The 13,424-nt window shown below is 70.2% G+C and carries 13 protein-coding genes; 2 read left to right on the forward strand and 11 right to left on the reverse strand.

Annotation, left to right across the window (positions count from 1 at the left end):
- Window positions 1-44: 44 nt before the first annotated feature.
- The 4 genes from ABZS71_RS18720 to ABZS71_RS18735 all read right to left on the reverse strand — a co-directional run bounded on the left by ABZS71_RS18720 (window position 45) and on the right by ABZS71_RS18735 (window position 4,101).
- Window positions 45-857, reverse strand: coding sequence for an alpha/beta fold hydrolase (locus tag ABZS71_RS18720; protein ID WP_356211381.1), 813 nt, complete (start codon window positions 855-857; stop codon window positions 45-47).
- A gap of 28 nt (window positions 858-885) precedes the next feature.
- Window positions 886-2,139 (reverse strand): TetR family transcriptional regulator, encoded by a 1,254-nt coding sequence (locus tag ABZS71_RS18725; RefSeq protein WP_356211384.1) that lies wholly within the window; start codon window positions 2,137-2,139, stop codon window positions 886-888.
- Between the two features lie 185 nt (window positions 2,140-2,324).
- Window positions 2,325-2,615, reverse strand: a complete 291-nt coding sequence (locus ABZS71_RS18730) for an acyl carrier protein (protein ID WP_355848568.1) — start codon at window positions 2,613-2,615, stop codon at window positions 2,325-2,327.
- A 172-nt stretch (window positions 2,616-2,787) separates the two neighbouring features.
- Window positions 2,788-4,101 (reverse strand): cation:proton antiporter, encoded by a 1,314-nt coding sequence (locus ABZS71_RS18735; protein WP_356211387.1) that lies wholly within the window; start codon window positions 4,099-4,101, stop codon window positions 2,788-2,790.
- Window positions 4,102-4,509: 408 nt separating this feature from the next.
- Here ABZS71_RS18735 and ABZS71_RS18740 point away from each other — a divergent pair, with 408 nt between their 5' ends.
- Both ABZS71_RS18740 and ABZS71_RS18745 read left to right on the forward strand, forming a co-directional pair.
- A complete protein-coding gene (locus tag ABZS71_RS18740; protein WP_356211390.1) occupies window positions 4,510-5,646 on the forward strand; it encodes an acyl-CoA dehydrogenase family protein in 1,137 nt (378 codons plus the stop codon).
- Entirely contained in the window at window positions 5,643-7,112 is a 1,470-nt protein-coding gene (locus ABZS71_RS18745) for an amino acid adenylation domain-containing protein (protein ID WP_356211393.1), read from the forward strand. Before ABZS71_RS18740 ends, ABZS71_RS18745 begins: the two co-directional genes overlap by 4 nt.
- An 83-nt stretch (window positions 7,113-7,195) precedes the next feature.
- Here the strand turns inward: ABZS71_RS18745 and ABZS71_RS18750 are convergent, their stop codons facing one another.
- From ABZS71_RS18750 to ABZS71_RS18780, 7 genes are all read right to left on the reverse strand, one after another.
- Window positions 7,196-7,882: a response regulator transcription factor gene (locus tag ABZS71_RS18750; protein ID WP_356211396.1), complete on the reverse strand. Its 687-nt coding sequence runs from the start codon at window positions 7,880-7,882 to the stop codon at window positions 7,196-7,198.
- Window positions 7,883-8,139: 257 nt separating this feature from the next.
- Entirely contained in the window at window positions 8,140-8,763 is a 624-nt protein-coding gene (locus tag ABZS71_RS18755; RefSeq protein ID WP_355848553.1) for a TetR family transcriptional regulator, read from the reverse strand.
- Window positions 8,764-8,789: 26 nt separating this feature from the next.
- Window positions 8,790-9,527, reverse strand: coding sequence for an ABC transporter permease (locus tag ABZS71_RS18760; RefSeq protein ID WP_355848550.1), 738 nt, complete (start codon window positions 9,525-9,527; stop codon window positions 8,790-8,792).
- Window positions 9,527-10,246 carry an ABC transporter ATP-binding protein gene (locus ABZS71_RS18765; protein ID WP_356211399.1) on the reverse strand — a complete coding sequence of 240 codons (720 nt, stop codon included), beginning with the start codon at window positions 10,244-10,246 and terminating at the stop codon, window positions 9,527-9,529. The genes ABZS71_RS18760 and ABZS71_RS18765 overlap by 1 nt, the downstream gene beginning before the upstream one ends.
- A gap of 125 nt (window positions 10,247-10,371) precedes the next feature.
- Window positions 10,372-11,661, reverse strand: coding sequence for a beta-ketoacyl-[acyl-carrier-protein] synthase family protein (locus ABZS71_RS18770; protein ID WP_356211402.1), 1,290 nt, complete (start codon window positions 11,659-11,661; stop codon window positions 10,372-10,374).
- On the reverse strand, window positions 11,658-11,912 hold the full coding sequence (locus ABZS71_RS18775; RefSeq protein ID WP_355848541.1) for an acyl carrier protein: 255 nt from the start codon (window positions 11,910-11,912) through the stop codon (window positions 11,658-11,660). Before ABZS71_RS18775 ends, ABZS71_RS18770 begins: the two co-directional genes overlap by 4 nt.
- A gap of 38 nt (window positions 11,913-11,950) precedes the next feature.
- The gene (locus tag ABZS71_RS18780) at window positions 11,951-13,375 is read right to left on the reverse strand and encodes an FAD-binding oxidoreductase (protein ID WP_356211405.1); all 1,425 of its coding nucleotides are present in this window, start codon (window positions 13,373-13,375) and stop codon (window positions 11,951-11,953) included.
- Window positions 13,376-13,424: the final 49 nt, after the last annotated feature.

Raw genomic sequence — 13,424 nt, forward strand, 5'->3', positions numbered from 1 at the left:
GCACAGCACGACAGTGAGGGATACGGAAACCGGAGCGATTCTTCTCAGCGGCGGCCGAACCGTTCCACGGAGTGGCGGTCGGCTCGATACGGCGGGGCCGTGCACTCGCTCAACGTGTGGCGGATCCACCCCCAGAAGGCCGGGTGTCCCGTCAGCATGTGCCCCGCCGGGATGATCTCGACCTCGCAGTCGGCCGTGGTCTCCTCCGCCCACCGGTGCAGCCCGGCCGGATCGGCCAGTGGGTCGGTCTCACCCGCCAGCGCGCGGATCCGACAGCTCAGCACCGGGTGACGGCCGCGCCGGTAGAGCTCGGCGAGTCTGGCGTCGGCCCGCAGCGCGGGCAGAAAGGGATCGATCAGATCCGGATTGTCCAGAAGGGTGAGCGGCACTCCGTCGAGCTCCCGCAGCTGCTCGATCAGCCGGTCCTTCGGCAGCCCATGCAGCGGCACCGCCGGGTGCGGGACGCCGGGGCCGTTGCGGCCGGAGACCACGAGGGCGGTCGGCTCGCCCAGAGAGGGGCGCAGTGCGTGGGCCAGTTCGTAGGCGAGCAGGGCGCCGAAGCTGTGGCCGTAGAGCACATACGGGCCGTCCGCCTCGGCCCTGATGCGGGAGGCGAGGTCCGCGACGAGGGTGGCAAGCCGGTCGGGCGGCGGCTCTTCCCAGCGTGTGCCGCGGCCTGGCAGTTCCACGAGGTGCACCCGGGCGTTTGCCGCGATACGGCGCCGCCACGGGGCGAAGCCGGCGGCGCTGCCGCCGGCGTGCGGCAGGCAGAAGAGCTGGGGCCGCCCGGGCCGGCTCCTCTCGTGCGCGAGGTGGCCGTCCGTTGTTCCGAGGCCGTCTGTTCCACGGTCGTCCATGGTGCCCCTCCAGGGCTGAGTGTGCTGTTCAGCGGCCGGGCGGATGGGCCGGGTGCGCACTTTGGCCGGCGATCACATGCCGGGCGACGGGCGAGAGGAGAGCGATCAGGTCGTCCAGGTCCGCGGACGCCAGGGGTGCCACGGGCGTGATGTGGCGCACCACCATCAGGCCGATCAGCTGGGCGCCGAGCATGACGGTGTGCGGGCAGGGTCCGGTGGCGTCCGGGGACACCCGGCGCAGGACTTCGGCGAGGTGCCGACCGGCATCCCGGTGCGTCACCGAGCTGCGGATCAGGGCGAGGATCGCGCTGCGCCGCTCCTCGGACTCCCACCACACCAGCTCCCGGCGGAGCAGTTGCTCTCCGGTGAGGATCCGGCCATCGGGCGCCGCGTGGCCGTCCCCTGCGGACACCAGGAGCCGGCCGGCCTCACGCAGGGCCGCGGTGAGCACACCGTCACGGGAGCCGAAGTAGTAGTGGATCAGGCTGGTGTTGACCCCCGCGCGGTCGGCGATGCCACGTACGGTGCTGCCCCCGTAGCCGTATTCCGAGAGCTCCTCGCAAGCGGCCCGGAGGATGATGGCGCGGTTGGCGGTGCCAGGAGGGCGGGGTCGCCGGTACCGCTTCCCGGCCTCGTCTCCGTACGGCGCCGGGGCCTCCTGCGGCGGACCAGCGGCGAGCACCGCGTCGAGCTGGGACTCCAGGCTGAACTCATCGGCCTGGCAGGCCGCCTCGCCGCTTGCGGCGACCAGCCGGTGCAGCGCTCCGGACTCGCACAGCACCGCCAGCCCGAGCAGATGGGCGGCCGTCACGGCGCGGCCCAGCTGGTCACGGTCCAGCGGATCGTGGCCCGGGCCGGCGGTCGGATCGAGGTCGCGCAGCAGGCCGGTGACGAAGGAGACCAGGCGGGAGCCGGTCGGGCCGTCGGTCATGGCGGAGGCCACCAGAGCCCGCCGGCCGAGCGCGTCGGCGTTCCACAGAGCCCTCAGCCGCTGGGCGAGTTGGGCGGCGTCCGAGCGGGTGCCGCCGCGGAGGCCGTCGGACAGCGGGCCGTCCGGCGTTTTCAGCGGCCCGGGCGCCTCGCCGGCCGTGGCGACGCAGCGGCGGGGCTGGAGAGCGGTGCGCAGCAGACGGCTCCGCGAGCCGAAGTAGTGGTGGAGCAGCCGGATGTCCACCTGGGCGCGTCTGGCCACGCCGCGCAACGAGGTGCCGTTGTAGCCATGTGCCGCGAGCTCTTCGCGTGCGGCGTCCAGGATGCGGTCTCTGGTCGGAAGACCGTTCATGAGCCACCCCAGGAGAGACATAATTCATCCGGCAATGAATACAGTAGGAGATCCTCGTACCCGCGACACCCCGGAACCGGGACATGGCCGGATTTGGCCCGCGGGACCCGGCCAGGGCTCGCGCCGCCCGGCCCGGCTGCCGTGCCGGACCGGGCAGCCGCCACGGAGGCGGCAGGAGCCGGGGGTCAGGCGTGGCCCGCGGGAGCGCCCTGCAGCGAAACCACCAGCCGGGTAATGGCGTCGAGATTCTTGAAGTGCGCGCCGACGATTTTCTCCGGCGGAATGGAGACCCCGTAGCGATCGAGAATGAAGGAGATCAATTCCGTGGTGGTGAGCGAGGTGAGTATCCCCCATTCGAGAAGCGGGGTGCCGGGCTGGAGACCGCCTTCCCCCTCGGGGAGGAAGCGCTCCTCGACATAGCCCGTCAGCTCGGTGATGACCTCGTCGTACCCTTGTAGGTTGGTGCTCTTCGGCATGCGTGCGACCTCCGGGATCTGAGCCGTAAGAAATGGATTACCGCGCGGAACACGGCTCCGCGCCCCTCACACTAGCCAGCACATTCGATTGTCTCTTCGGCTCCTTTGATGAATTCGGACCTGTCCTTTCGGATGAGTCGCGGAATAACTCCCGCGGCCGGCAGCGGCGTCGTCACGGCCCGAGCTTCGCCAGGGCGGACCGCCCCGTGCCGCCCTCCGGCGCAGCCGGGTCCTGGCGGGTCTCGTCGTGCGGAGCGGCGGTGCGGGTGATCCCCAGCATGTGCAGCAGCGGCCCGGCCATGGCCGTGGTGACCAGCGCCATGATCACCATCATGGTGAACATCTCGGTGTCGATAACGCCCAGTTGGCGCCCGATGTCGAGGATGACGATCTCGGTGAGGCCGCGGGTGTTCATCAGCGTCCCGAACGCCCCCGCCTCCCGCCAGGACATCCCCGACATACGGGCGGGCAGCACGGTCCCCGCGTACTTGCCCAGGACGGCGACCACCAGGATCAACCCGAGGTACGTCAGGCCTGCCGGGCCGAGCACCCCCACGTTCACCGAAAGGCCGGTGACGATGAAGAAGACCGGCAGCAGCACTGTCACGATCCCCGTCAGTGGTGCAGCCACCCTTCGGTGCAGTTCGCCCCGGGTCTCGCGCGGCATCATCAGTCCGAAGGCGAAGGCCCCGAAGATGGCGTGGATGCCGATCCAGGAGGTCACCCAGGCGGACAGGAAGACACCGGAGGCGATCAGCACGAGCGGATTGGCGCCGGACGCCCCCTGGCGCGACCGGCCGACCAAGAAGCGCAGCAGGGGCCGTACGGCGAACGCCACCAGCCCGTACGCCGCGCTGAGGCCGACGACGGTGAAGAAGTCCCCCGGGCTGCCCGATTCGGAGATCGCCACCACCAGCACGAGGACACACCAGGCCAGTACGTCTCCCACGGCGGCACAGGCCATCGCCGTGGATCCCACGCGGGTCCCGGTGAGCCCGCTGTCCTTGATGATGCGGGCCAGCACCGGGAAGGCCGTGATGGCGAAGGCCGTACTCAGGAAGAGAACGAAAGCGGTCGTGCTCCGCCCGGCGTCGGCGTAGCGCCCGGCGAGCAGGACCGCGGCCCCGGCGCCGAGCACCAACGGCACGGCCATGGACAGCCCGGCCATCACGCCGATGGACCGGCCACGGCCGCGCAGCCGGCCCAGATCCATCTCCCAGCCCGCCAGGAACATGAAGAGGAGCAGCCCGACCTGGGCCACGGCGGAGAGCATCGGCCGAGCGTCGTGGGGAAAGATCCGCTCGGGCAGATCCCCGGGCAGCAGGCCGAGAACGCTCGGCCCGAGCATGATGCCGATGGCGATCTCCGCCACTACCGGCGGCTGGCGCAGCCGTCTGCTCAGCCCGATGAGCAGACGGCCCGCGAGCAGCACGATGGCCACATCGGCCATGGCTATCGCCTCGGTCGGGAGCCCCTCCGCTGCCATCTGTCCTCCAGACGTGTCGGTGTCCGTACGGCGCGTCCGGCCAACGCACGGGAATGAGGATTCTTCCGAGGGGCCGGGGCCACCGCCATTGGTCTTGGGAGGGAAACCGGCGGCGCCCATCGGTGCCGCTGAGGGGCCCGGAAGGAGGAGACACGGTAGAAGGGACGAATTATCAGCCGCGCGCCGCGCCGCGCCGGTCCGCCGTGGCAGGGTGGTTGAGGCGTCTTGTGGAGCCGTGCGCGGGCGGGGGGACAGAGTGCTGGTGCGCTCCGCGCGCGGATCGATCCGACGCGGGCAGCACCTCCTGGCGCGTCGTGGGCCGCGTGGTGGCCCGTCGGCACCGGCCGCCCCTCCGTCGGTCCTCGGCACCCGTGACGAACCATCAACCACCATGTATCGGGGAGTCTCATGGATTTCGGCTGGACAGCTGATCAGGAAGGACGCCATCGGGAGACCCTGGAGGCCGTCCGCCGTGCCTTCCCCACCGGGCGGGTTCCGCAGGAGCCCTTCAGCCGGATGGACTGGATGACGCTGGGGCGCCTGGGGCTGCTCGGGGCGTGCCTGCCCGACAAGTACGGCGGGCTCGGGCTGGGAGCGCTGGACACCGCGCGGCTGTACGAGGCGCTGGGCGAGGGCTGCAGCGATACCGGACTGGTCTTCGCGGCCAGCGCCCACCTCTTCGCCTGCGCCGTGCCGGTGGCGGAGTTCGGCTCCGATGACCTCAAGTTCCGGTGGCTGCCGGGAATCTGCTCCGGAGAGCTCATCGCGGGCAACGCCATGACCGAGGCCGACGCGGGCTCCGACGTGTCGAAACTCCTGTTGACCGCCACCCCGGTGGACGGCGGCTACCTGGTGAACGGGGAGAAGAGCTTCGTCAGCAACGGCCCCGCCGCCGACCTCTTCGTCACCTATGCGACGACCGACCCGGAGGCGGGCCATCTCGGGCAGACGGCCTTGGTGGTACCCGCGGCCACGGCGGGCGTCCGGGTGGGAGAGCCGTTCGACAAGATGGGCCTGCGCTCCACCCCCGCCGGAGCCGTGACCTTCACCGATTGCTTCGTACCCGCCGATCATGTGCTGGGCGTTCCGGGGATGGGGGCGACGATCTTCCAGCACTCGATGGGGTGGGAGCGGGCCTGTCTCTTCGCAGGCTATGTCGGGATGACGGCCCGGCTGGTCGAGCGGACCGCCGAACACGCACGGACGCGCCGTCAGTTCGGCCGTCGGCTGGCCGACTTCCAGGCGGTTTCGCACCGGATCGTCGACATGGCGATGCGGCTGGAGACCGCCCGGCTGCTGCTCTACCGCGCCTGCTGGGAGATGGACCAGGGGCGGCCCGCCCGGTTGCCCGTGGCGCTGTCCAAACTCGCCGCGTCCGAGGGTGCGGTGGCCAGTGCCCTGGACGCGGTACGGATCTTCGGCGGGCGCGGCTTCCTGGTGGACGCCGGCGTGGAGGCCGAGCTGCGCAATGCCGTGCCGAGCGTCCTGTTCTCCGGCACATCCGAGATCCAGAAGGAACTGGTCGCGAAGGAGCTGGGGCTGTGAGGCTGCATCAGCTGGTGGCCGACGCGGCCCGACGCACCCCGAAGGCCCTGGCAGTCCATGCCGTTGACGGGCGCCTGACCTACGGCGAACTCGATGCGCTCGCCGATCGCTACAGCGCGGCGCTGGCCGCGCTGGGCGTGCGGCCGGGCGACCGGGTGCTGCTGTGGGCGGAGAAGAGTACACAGGCTGTGGCGCTGATGCAGGGGTGCCTGCGGCGCGGGGCGGTCTATGTGCCGGTGACGGAGTCCAACCCAGCCGCCCGGGCCGCCCGGATCGCCCGGGGCTGCGGCGCCGCCCTGACCGTCACGGACGCGGACAGGGCGCGGCGCGGCGCGGGTTGGGAGTCGGCCGCGGGAGCACTGGCGACGTTCGAGGAGCTCCTGGCCGGGGCAGCGGGGGTGGCGCCGCCGCCGGTGGACGGATCCCCGGACGACCTGGCGTACATCCTCTACACCTCGGGCTCGACCGGGGAGCCCAAGGGCGTGTGCCTGAGCCACCGGAACGCGCTCGCGTTCGTGACCTGGGCCGGTGAACTGCTGGGTCTCGGGCCGCGGGACAGACTCTCCAACCACGCTCCCTTCAACTTCGATCTCTCGGTCTTCGACCTCTACGCCGCGTTCCACGCGGGGGCCGCGGTCTATCTGATCTCTCAGGAGATGGCGTACGCACCGGAGCAGCTGGTGCGCTTTCTGCGCCGGCACGAGCTGACCGTCTGGTACTCGGTGCCGTCGGCGCTCGCGTTGATGATGACCAAGGGAGGGCTCTTCGACGATGTGCCGCCGCCCGCGCTGCGGATCTGTCTGTTCGCCGGTGAGCCGTTCCCGCTCCCGCTGGTCCAGCAGTTGCGTACGCGGTGGCCCGGCGTGCGGATGTTCAACTGGTACGGCCCCACGGAGACCAATGTGTGCACCTCGTACGAGGTGACAGCGGCCGTTGCGCGGCGCACCACGGCCCTGCCGATCGGAACAGTCTGTTCCGGCGACTCGATGACGCTGGTGCCGCAGGACCGGGAAGGTGAGTACGAGCTGCTGATCTCCGGCCCGACGGTCATGCTCGGCTACTGGGGCCAGGAACCCCACACCGACGCGTATCCGACCGGCGACATCGTGCGGATCGGAGCGGACGGGAACCTGGAGTTCACCGGCCGGCGCGACCACCTGGTGAAGGTGCGCGGCCAACGGGTGGAGCTGGGCGAGGTGGAGAGCGTTCTCGGTGCCCATCCCGGGGTGGCGGACGCCGCCGTCGTGGTCGTCGGGTCCGGCTTGGAGGCGGCGCTCCACGCGGTGATCACGAAGAAGGACCCGGAGTCGTCCGTCTCGCTGCTCGGGCTCAAGGAGTGGTCGGCGCAGCGGCTGCCCTCATACATGATCCTGGACGCCCTGCATGTGGTGGATGAGTTGCCGCTCACCGGAAACGGAAAGAAGGACCGCAAGCGTATGGCCCGGGACATCGCCCCGGAACAATGATCCACCGAGAATTCGTCAGAAATGCGGGAACACCCGCGGGTTGCATGTGGGAGCCCCCCCGGGAAAAGGGAGGGCTCCCCCATTTACCCGACAGGTGACACGGGAAGCCTCGCGGCCAACCCTGCCGTCCGGACCATTCCGATCTCGTACGCGTAGATCACGGCATGCACACGATTTCGCAGGTCCAGTTTATCGAGCATACGCTGCACATGGGATTTCACTGTACTCTCACTTACGTAGAGCACATCGGCGATTTCGGCATTGCTGCAGCCACGCGCGATGAGCCGGAGCACATCCACCTCACGGCGCGTCAGCCTCCCCAATCCCTCGCGCCCCGACTCCTGCTCGTCGCCGTCGGCCGGGGTCGGCCAGTCGGCAAGCCTCCGGCCACGGCAGGGGAAGAGCAGGGAGTATCCGGCCGCGACCAGCCGGACCGCGGACACGATCTCGGCCGGGGACGAACGGTTGTGCAGCAGGCCACGGGCGCCGGCCCGCAGCAGCCGCTGCACCTGCTCGTCGAATTCGCCGACGAGCACCAGGGCGGGGGAACTGGGAGCCTCTGCCCCCAGGAACCGGATCACCTCGGCCGCGTCCAACGAATCCGTCTCGGAATCTATGACGACTACATCCGGTCGCAGACTGTTTACGATGCCGGCGATCTGCGCGATATCCGCGGCATCTCCGGCGACCTCAAGATCGGGCTTACCTTCAAAGAGCATGCGGTAACCGGCCCGGATAACCGTCCTATCACTCACGATCAAAATGTGCATGCAGTAAAGTACCCCCCGTATGGTCCCTCATCGCTTAGTCAAGGTAACATGGGGGAAGGGCAGATGGGAACCTTCAAGCCAGGCCGGAACCTTCGCGCTGTCGCCTGGAATTCTACTGGATCGTAATATTGAATCGGGTATTCCGCGCGCCCCCGGGCCGATTGCGGCCGGTACAGCGACGCCCTCCGACCTGGGCCCTCACACCTGCTCGCCGACGAGGACGGCGCCCGTAAACCTCGTAAACCCCGTAAACGGTCTCACACCGCTTTGCGCTCCTGTGCGCCCAGGTCGCCAAGCATGTACCGGCGGATATTGGGCCCGACGGCCGCGAGCACGACCTCCTCCGGGGCGTCCGCCAGCGGCTGGATGTGCAGCATGTACCGGGCCACCGCGAGGCCGAAGAGCTGGCTCGACACCAGCGACGCCCGCAGCGGCAGTTCCTGGGGGTCGACAGCCGACCCCAGACGGCGTACCACCCGGCGGGCGATCTGCGTGGTGAAGAACTCGCGGAGCAGCAGCGCCTGCCATGGATGGGCGACCGCACCGCGCAGCAGCCCGAGCAAGGCGGGGCCGGTCACCGGGCCCTCGCACACGCCGAGGAAGGCACGCACCAGATTCTCGGGAGCGGCCTCGATGCCGTCGGCGAAGATGTCGTCCATCATGGCCGCGGGCTCGATGGGCGGCTTCACGACCTCCAGGAAGAGGTCTTCCTTGTTACCGAAGTAGTGGTGGACGAGCGCCGGGTCGACGCCGGCGCTCGCCGCGATCTGCCGGATGGACGAGCCGTCGTAACCGCGAGCGGCGAACGTCGCGCGAGCGGCCTCCAGGATCGCCCCGCGGGTGTCCGGTTTGCCGGGCCGGCGACCGCTACGTCTCCGCACGAGCACTCCTCTTTCCGGGGGGACGGCTAATCGGTGCGCCGCCGCAGTGTTCCGGCGGCCAGCACCAGGGACAGCACCACGCATCCCATCACAACGCCGTAGCCGCGCCACAGGTCCCCCGTCGGGTCGGCGGACGCTCCGACCTCCTGCAACGCCTCCACTCCGTGCGCCAGCGGCATCGCCGTGCTGACGCCGTCCAGCCAGCCGGCCATGTCGGCACGCGGCACGAAGAGGCCGGACAGCAGGATCTGGGGCAGCACCACGATCGGCAGGAACTGCACGGCCTGGAACTCGGTCCGGGCGAAGGCGCTGCACAGGAGCCCCAGGCCGACGCCGAGCAGGGCGTTCCCCACCGCGATCAGCACCACCAGTGCGCCATTGCCCGCCGTGTCGAGGTCGAGCAGCCAGTACGCCACCGTCGTCGCCACGGTCGCCTGCACGGTGGCGGCCAGACCGAAGGCAAGGCCGTAGGCGAAGAGCAGGTCCAACTTGCCCAGGGGGGTGGTGAAGAGCCGCTCCAGCGTGCCCGACGTGCGTTCCCGGAGCATGGCGATGCTGGTGACCAGGAACATCAGCAGGAAGGGGAAGACCCCGAGCATGATCAGCAGGATCCGGTCGAGGAGCATCCCGTTCTCCTCGAACATGAAGTAGATCAGCGTGAGCAGCAGCAGCGGCGCGCCGATCAGGAGTCCGATGGAGCGCCGGTCGTGCCGGAGCTGCCCCAGGACCCGGGCCGTGGTGCTCAGCATCAGTCGCACCGACATCACGCCACCTCCACCTTTTCCTGGACCAGGGTGAGGAACGCCCGGTCCAGATCGTCCGTCCCGGCCCTGCTCTTGATCACGTCAGGGGTGTCGTCCGCGACGACGTACCCCTCTCTGATGAGGATCAGCCGGTCGCACCGGTTGGCCTCGTCCATGACGTGGCTGGAGACCACCAGCGTGGTGCCGTCGGCCGCCAACTGCCGGAAGTGCGCCCACAGTTCCTCGCGGAGCACCGGGTCCAGACCGACCGTCGGCTCGTCCAGGATGAGCAGTTCGGGGCGGCTGACGAGGGCGCAGGCGAGCGACGCCCGGTTGTGCTGGCCGCCGGAGAGCGTGCGGACGATCTGGCCGGCCTGCTCCTGGAGGCCCACCTCTTTGATCGTCTCCTCGGCCTCCGCCTTGCCGAGGCCGTAGAAGCTGGCGAAGTAGCGCACATTCTCCCTGACCGTCATGTCCGCGTAGACGCTGGGGGACTGGGTGAAGTAGCCGATCTTCCGGCGCAGCACCGGGGCGCCCGCCTCTTCGCCGAGCACCGTGACCCGTCCCGATTTCACCCGCTGCACACCCACGATCGAACGCATCAGTGTGGTCTTGCCGCTGCCGCTCGGCCCGAGCAGTCCGGTGATCCCCCCGTGCGGGATACGGGTGCAGAGGCGGTGCAGCACCTCTTTCCCGCCGCGGGCCACCACGAGGTCCTGGACCTCAATCGCGGTCTTCATGTGATCTCTCCTCGCAGGAAAACTCACCCCATGTTGAATTCAACAGTAGGTGAGAAAGTTCCCCGTGTGAACCCGACGCGCCGCAACCGTCCGACGCGCCGCCAGGCCCCGCCGCCCGTGGGCCGTCACCGCCGGCGGCGCAGGAGCAGGGAGACGTTCTGGCCGCCGAACGCGAACGAGTTGCTGAGCGCCGCGGCCGCATCCTCGGGAAGCACCCCCGGCCCGCCCCGGACCACGGCGCGCAGGACGTCGTCGTCGATCGAGGTATCGGGCTCATCGAGGTTGGCGGTGGGCGGAACGATGCCGTGATGGAGCGTCAGCGCGGTGACCGCCGCCTCCACCGCGCCCCCCGCGCCCAGCAGATGCCCGGTCAGGGACTTGGTCGCGGCCACCGAGGCACCGCCGAGGCCCGGTCCCAGCACCTCACGCAGCGCCATCGCCTCCGCCGCGTCGCCCAGCGGTGTGCCGGTGGCGTGCGCGTTGACGTGTGTGACCTCGACGGGTGCCGCTCCGGCGTCGGCGAGCGCCCGGCGCATCGCACGGCCCGCACCCGCGCCCGAGGGGTCGGGGTTGGCGATGTGGTACGCGTCCGCGGAACGGCCCGCCCCGGCCAGCTCGGCGTAGACGCGGGCGCCGCGGTCGGCCGCATGGGCGGCCGACTCCAGCACCATGACCCCGGCGCCCTCGCCCAGGACGAAGCCGTCGCGCCCCGCGTCGAAAGGCCGGGAGGCGCCCTTCGGGTCGTCGTTGCGCCGGGAGAGCGCGCGCATGGCCGCGAACCCCGCCACGATGACCGGGTGGATCATCGCGTCGGCGCCGCCGGCGAGCACCACGTCCGCCTGCCCGGACCGGATCAGCTCGCGGCCGCGGGCCAGCGCGTCCGCGCCCGATGCGCAGGCACTGGCGGGGGCGTGCAGCTCGGCGGCGGCGCCGAACTCCAGGGAGACCCAGGCCGCTGGGCCGTTCGCCATGTACATCGGGAGGGTGAGCGGGGAGACCCGCTTCCATCCGCGCTCCCGCAGCACGTCGTACTGATCGAGCAGACTCCCCACCCCCCCGCCTCCGGAGGAGACCGCCACCCCGAACCGCTCGGGCGGCGTCTCCGGCGCCCCCGCGTCCGCCCACGCCTCGCGAGCGGCCAGCAAGGCAAGCTGCTGCACCCTGCCCAGACGGCGGATCTCATGCCTCGCCAGTCGCTCGGCCGGCGAAGCGGCCACCGGGGCGGCGATCCGCACCGGCAGTTCGTCCGCCCACGCCGCCCCGATGGCGCGCACCCCGCAGACGCCCGCGAGAAGCGCTTTCCAGGTCGCCGGGGCATCGCCGCCGACCGGGGTGCACATCCCCAGTCCGGTGACGACCACCTCACGGCCGTCGGAGGCGGATCGGGCAGGGCCGGCGGGGCGGCCGGGGGTCATGCGGTGACTCCCGCCCCCTGGATGTAGGCGACCAGATCGCCCACGGTGCGCAATCCCCTCATGTCCTCGTCCGGCACCTCGACGTCGAATCGGTCCTGGGCCGTCATGCCGATCTCGTACATGGACAGGGAGTCGACGTCCAGGTCGTCGACGAAGGACTTCTCCGCGGTGGTCCTCGCGGGTGCGATCCCGCAGACGTCATGCAGAATCTCCGCGACCCCGGCCAGAATCTCCTGCTCGGTACGTGCCATAGCGTATGACCTCCTCGATAGCTTGAAGTGACGATCCGTCAGTTCTGGAGCAGCCCGGCGGACCTGAGCTCGGCGGCCACCGGCTCCGGTATGCCGTGGCGGGCGATGTCCTCCTCGGTGACGGACACCGGGATGCTGTGCGGGTGGTGGAAGACATTGCCGGGGTCGTACCGGCGCTTGACCTCCATGAGCCGCGGCAGGTTCTCCTCGTAATAGGCCCACAGCCAGTTCTCCAGGGCCAGGTCGATGGTGTTGACGTACGCGGCGCCCGTGGTGTGCTCCGCCATCGCATGGCGCAGCGCCTTGATCCAGGCGAGGTTCTTCCCGTCGTCCTCGGGCAGGTCCCAGTCGGTGCGGTACTCGAAGGCCATCAGCCCGGTCCGGTGCACGAACGCGGTCTCGGTGCGCGCCCGGTGGCCGATGGCCCCTCCCATGCCGTAGACGGCCACCTCGCCGCGGTGGCTCGGCGGATCGGTGAGGAACTTCTGAAGGGTGGCGATGGCCTCGTCGTTCAGCGGCTCGACGATGATGGCCGAACTGCCCTGGGCACGTACCTGATCGGCCGCTGCCGCCTCGCCCTGGAGAGCCTCCACCGTGTCGATCGCCTGGATGAACGGCACCGATTCGATGACCTGGGTCTCCGGCTCCGCCGCGGCCACGAGCGGCCGCACCAGCTCCTCGAATTCCGCGGCCGGGCCGTCGAACACACCGAAGGCCACCAGCAGGTCCTGCTGGCGCGGGAAGATCGAGAGGAAGGTGTTGATACGGTCCTCCGCCGAGGCCAGCCAGCTCTGCCAGGCCTTCACCGCCGGGCCGAACCGCTCCCAGCTCCAGCCGATGGTGAAGATCGTGACATCGGAGACCGGCGAGGTGCGGAGCGTGTACGAGGTGGCGATGCCGTAGCTGCCGCCTCCGCCGCCCCGGCAGGCCCAGAAGAGATCGGGGTGCTCGTCCTCGTCGACCTTGCGCACCCGGCCGTCGGCGTCGACCAGCTCCAGGCCCGCGAGGTGGTCGACCAGCGCGCCGCGCGACCGGGAGAGGACGCCCATGCCGCCGCCCAGCACATGGCCGCCGATGCCGATCCGCGGGCAGGTGCCGGCCGGTACGGTCACGCCGGCCTTCCACAGCTCACGGTAGACATCACCGAGGCGGGCCCCGCCGCCGACGGTCACCAGCGAGCCGTCCTCACTGAGGGTGATGGAATCCAGGCCGCCCAGGTCGATGATCACCCCGTCCTCGATGCTGCTCAGCCCGGCCATGGAGTGACCGCCTGAGCGGACCCGGAACGGGACGCCGCGCTCGCGTACGCTCTGCAGGGCATCCGCCACCGCTTCGGTGCTGTGACAGACCATCACTTCGCGGGGGCGGGAGGCGTAGCACGCGTTCCAGGTGCGGCTCGCGTCCTCGAAACCGGCGTCCCCGGAAGTGAGGACGGTACCGGTGAAACGGGCAGGGGTTCCCATGCGTGCTCCTTGGTTCTTCCATGCGGGTGGCGGACGGGACAGGGCGGTA

The sequence above is a fragment of the Streptomyces sp. NPDC005393 genome (assembly GCF_040606675.1).
Taxonomy (GTDB): Bacteria; Actinomycetota; Actinomycetes; order Streptomycetales; family Streptomycetaceae; genus Streptomyces.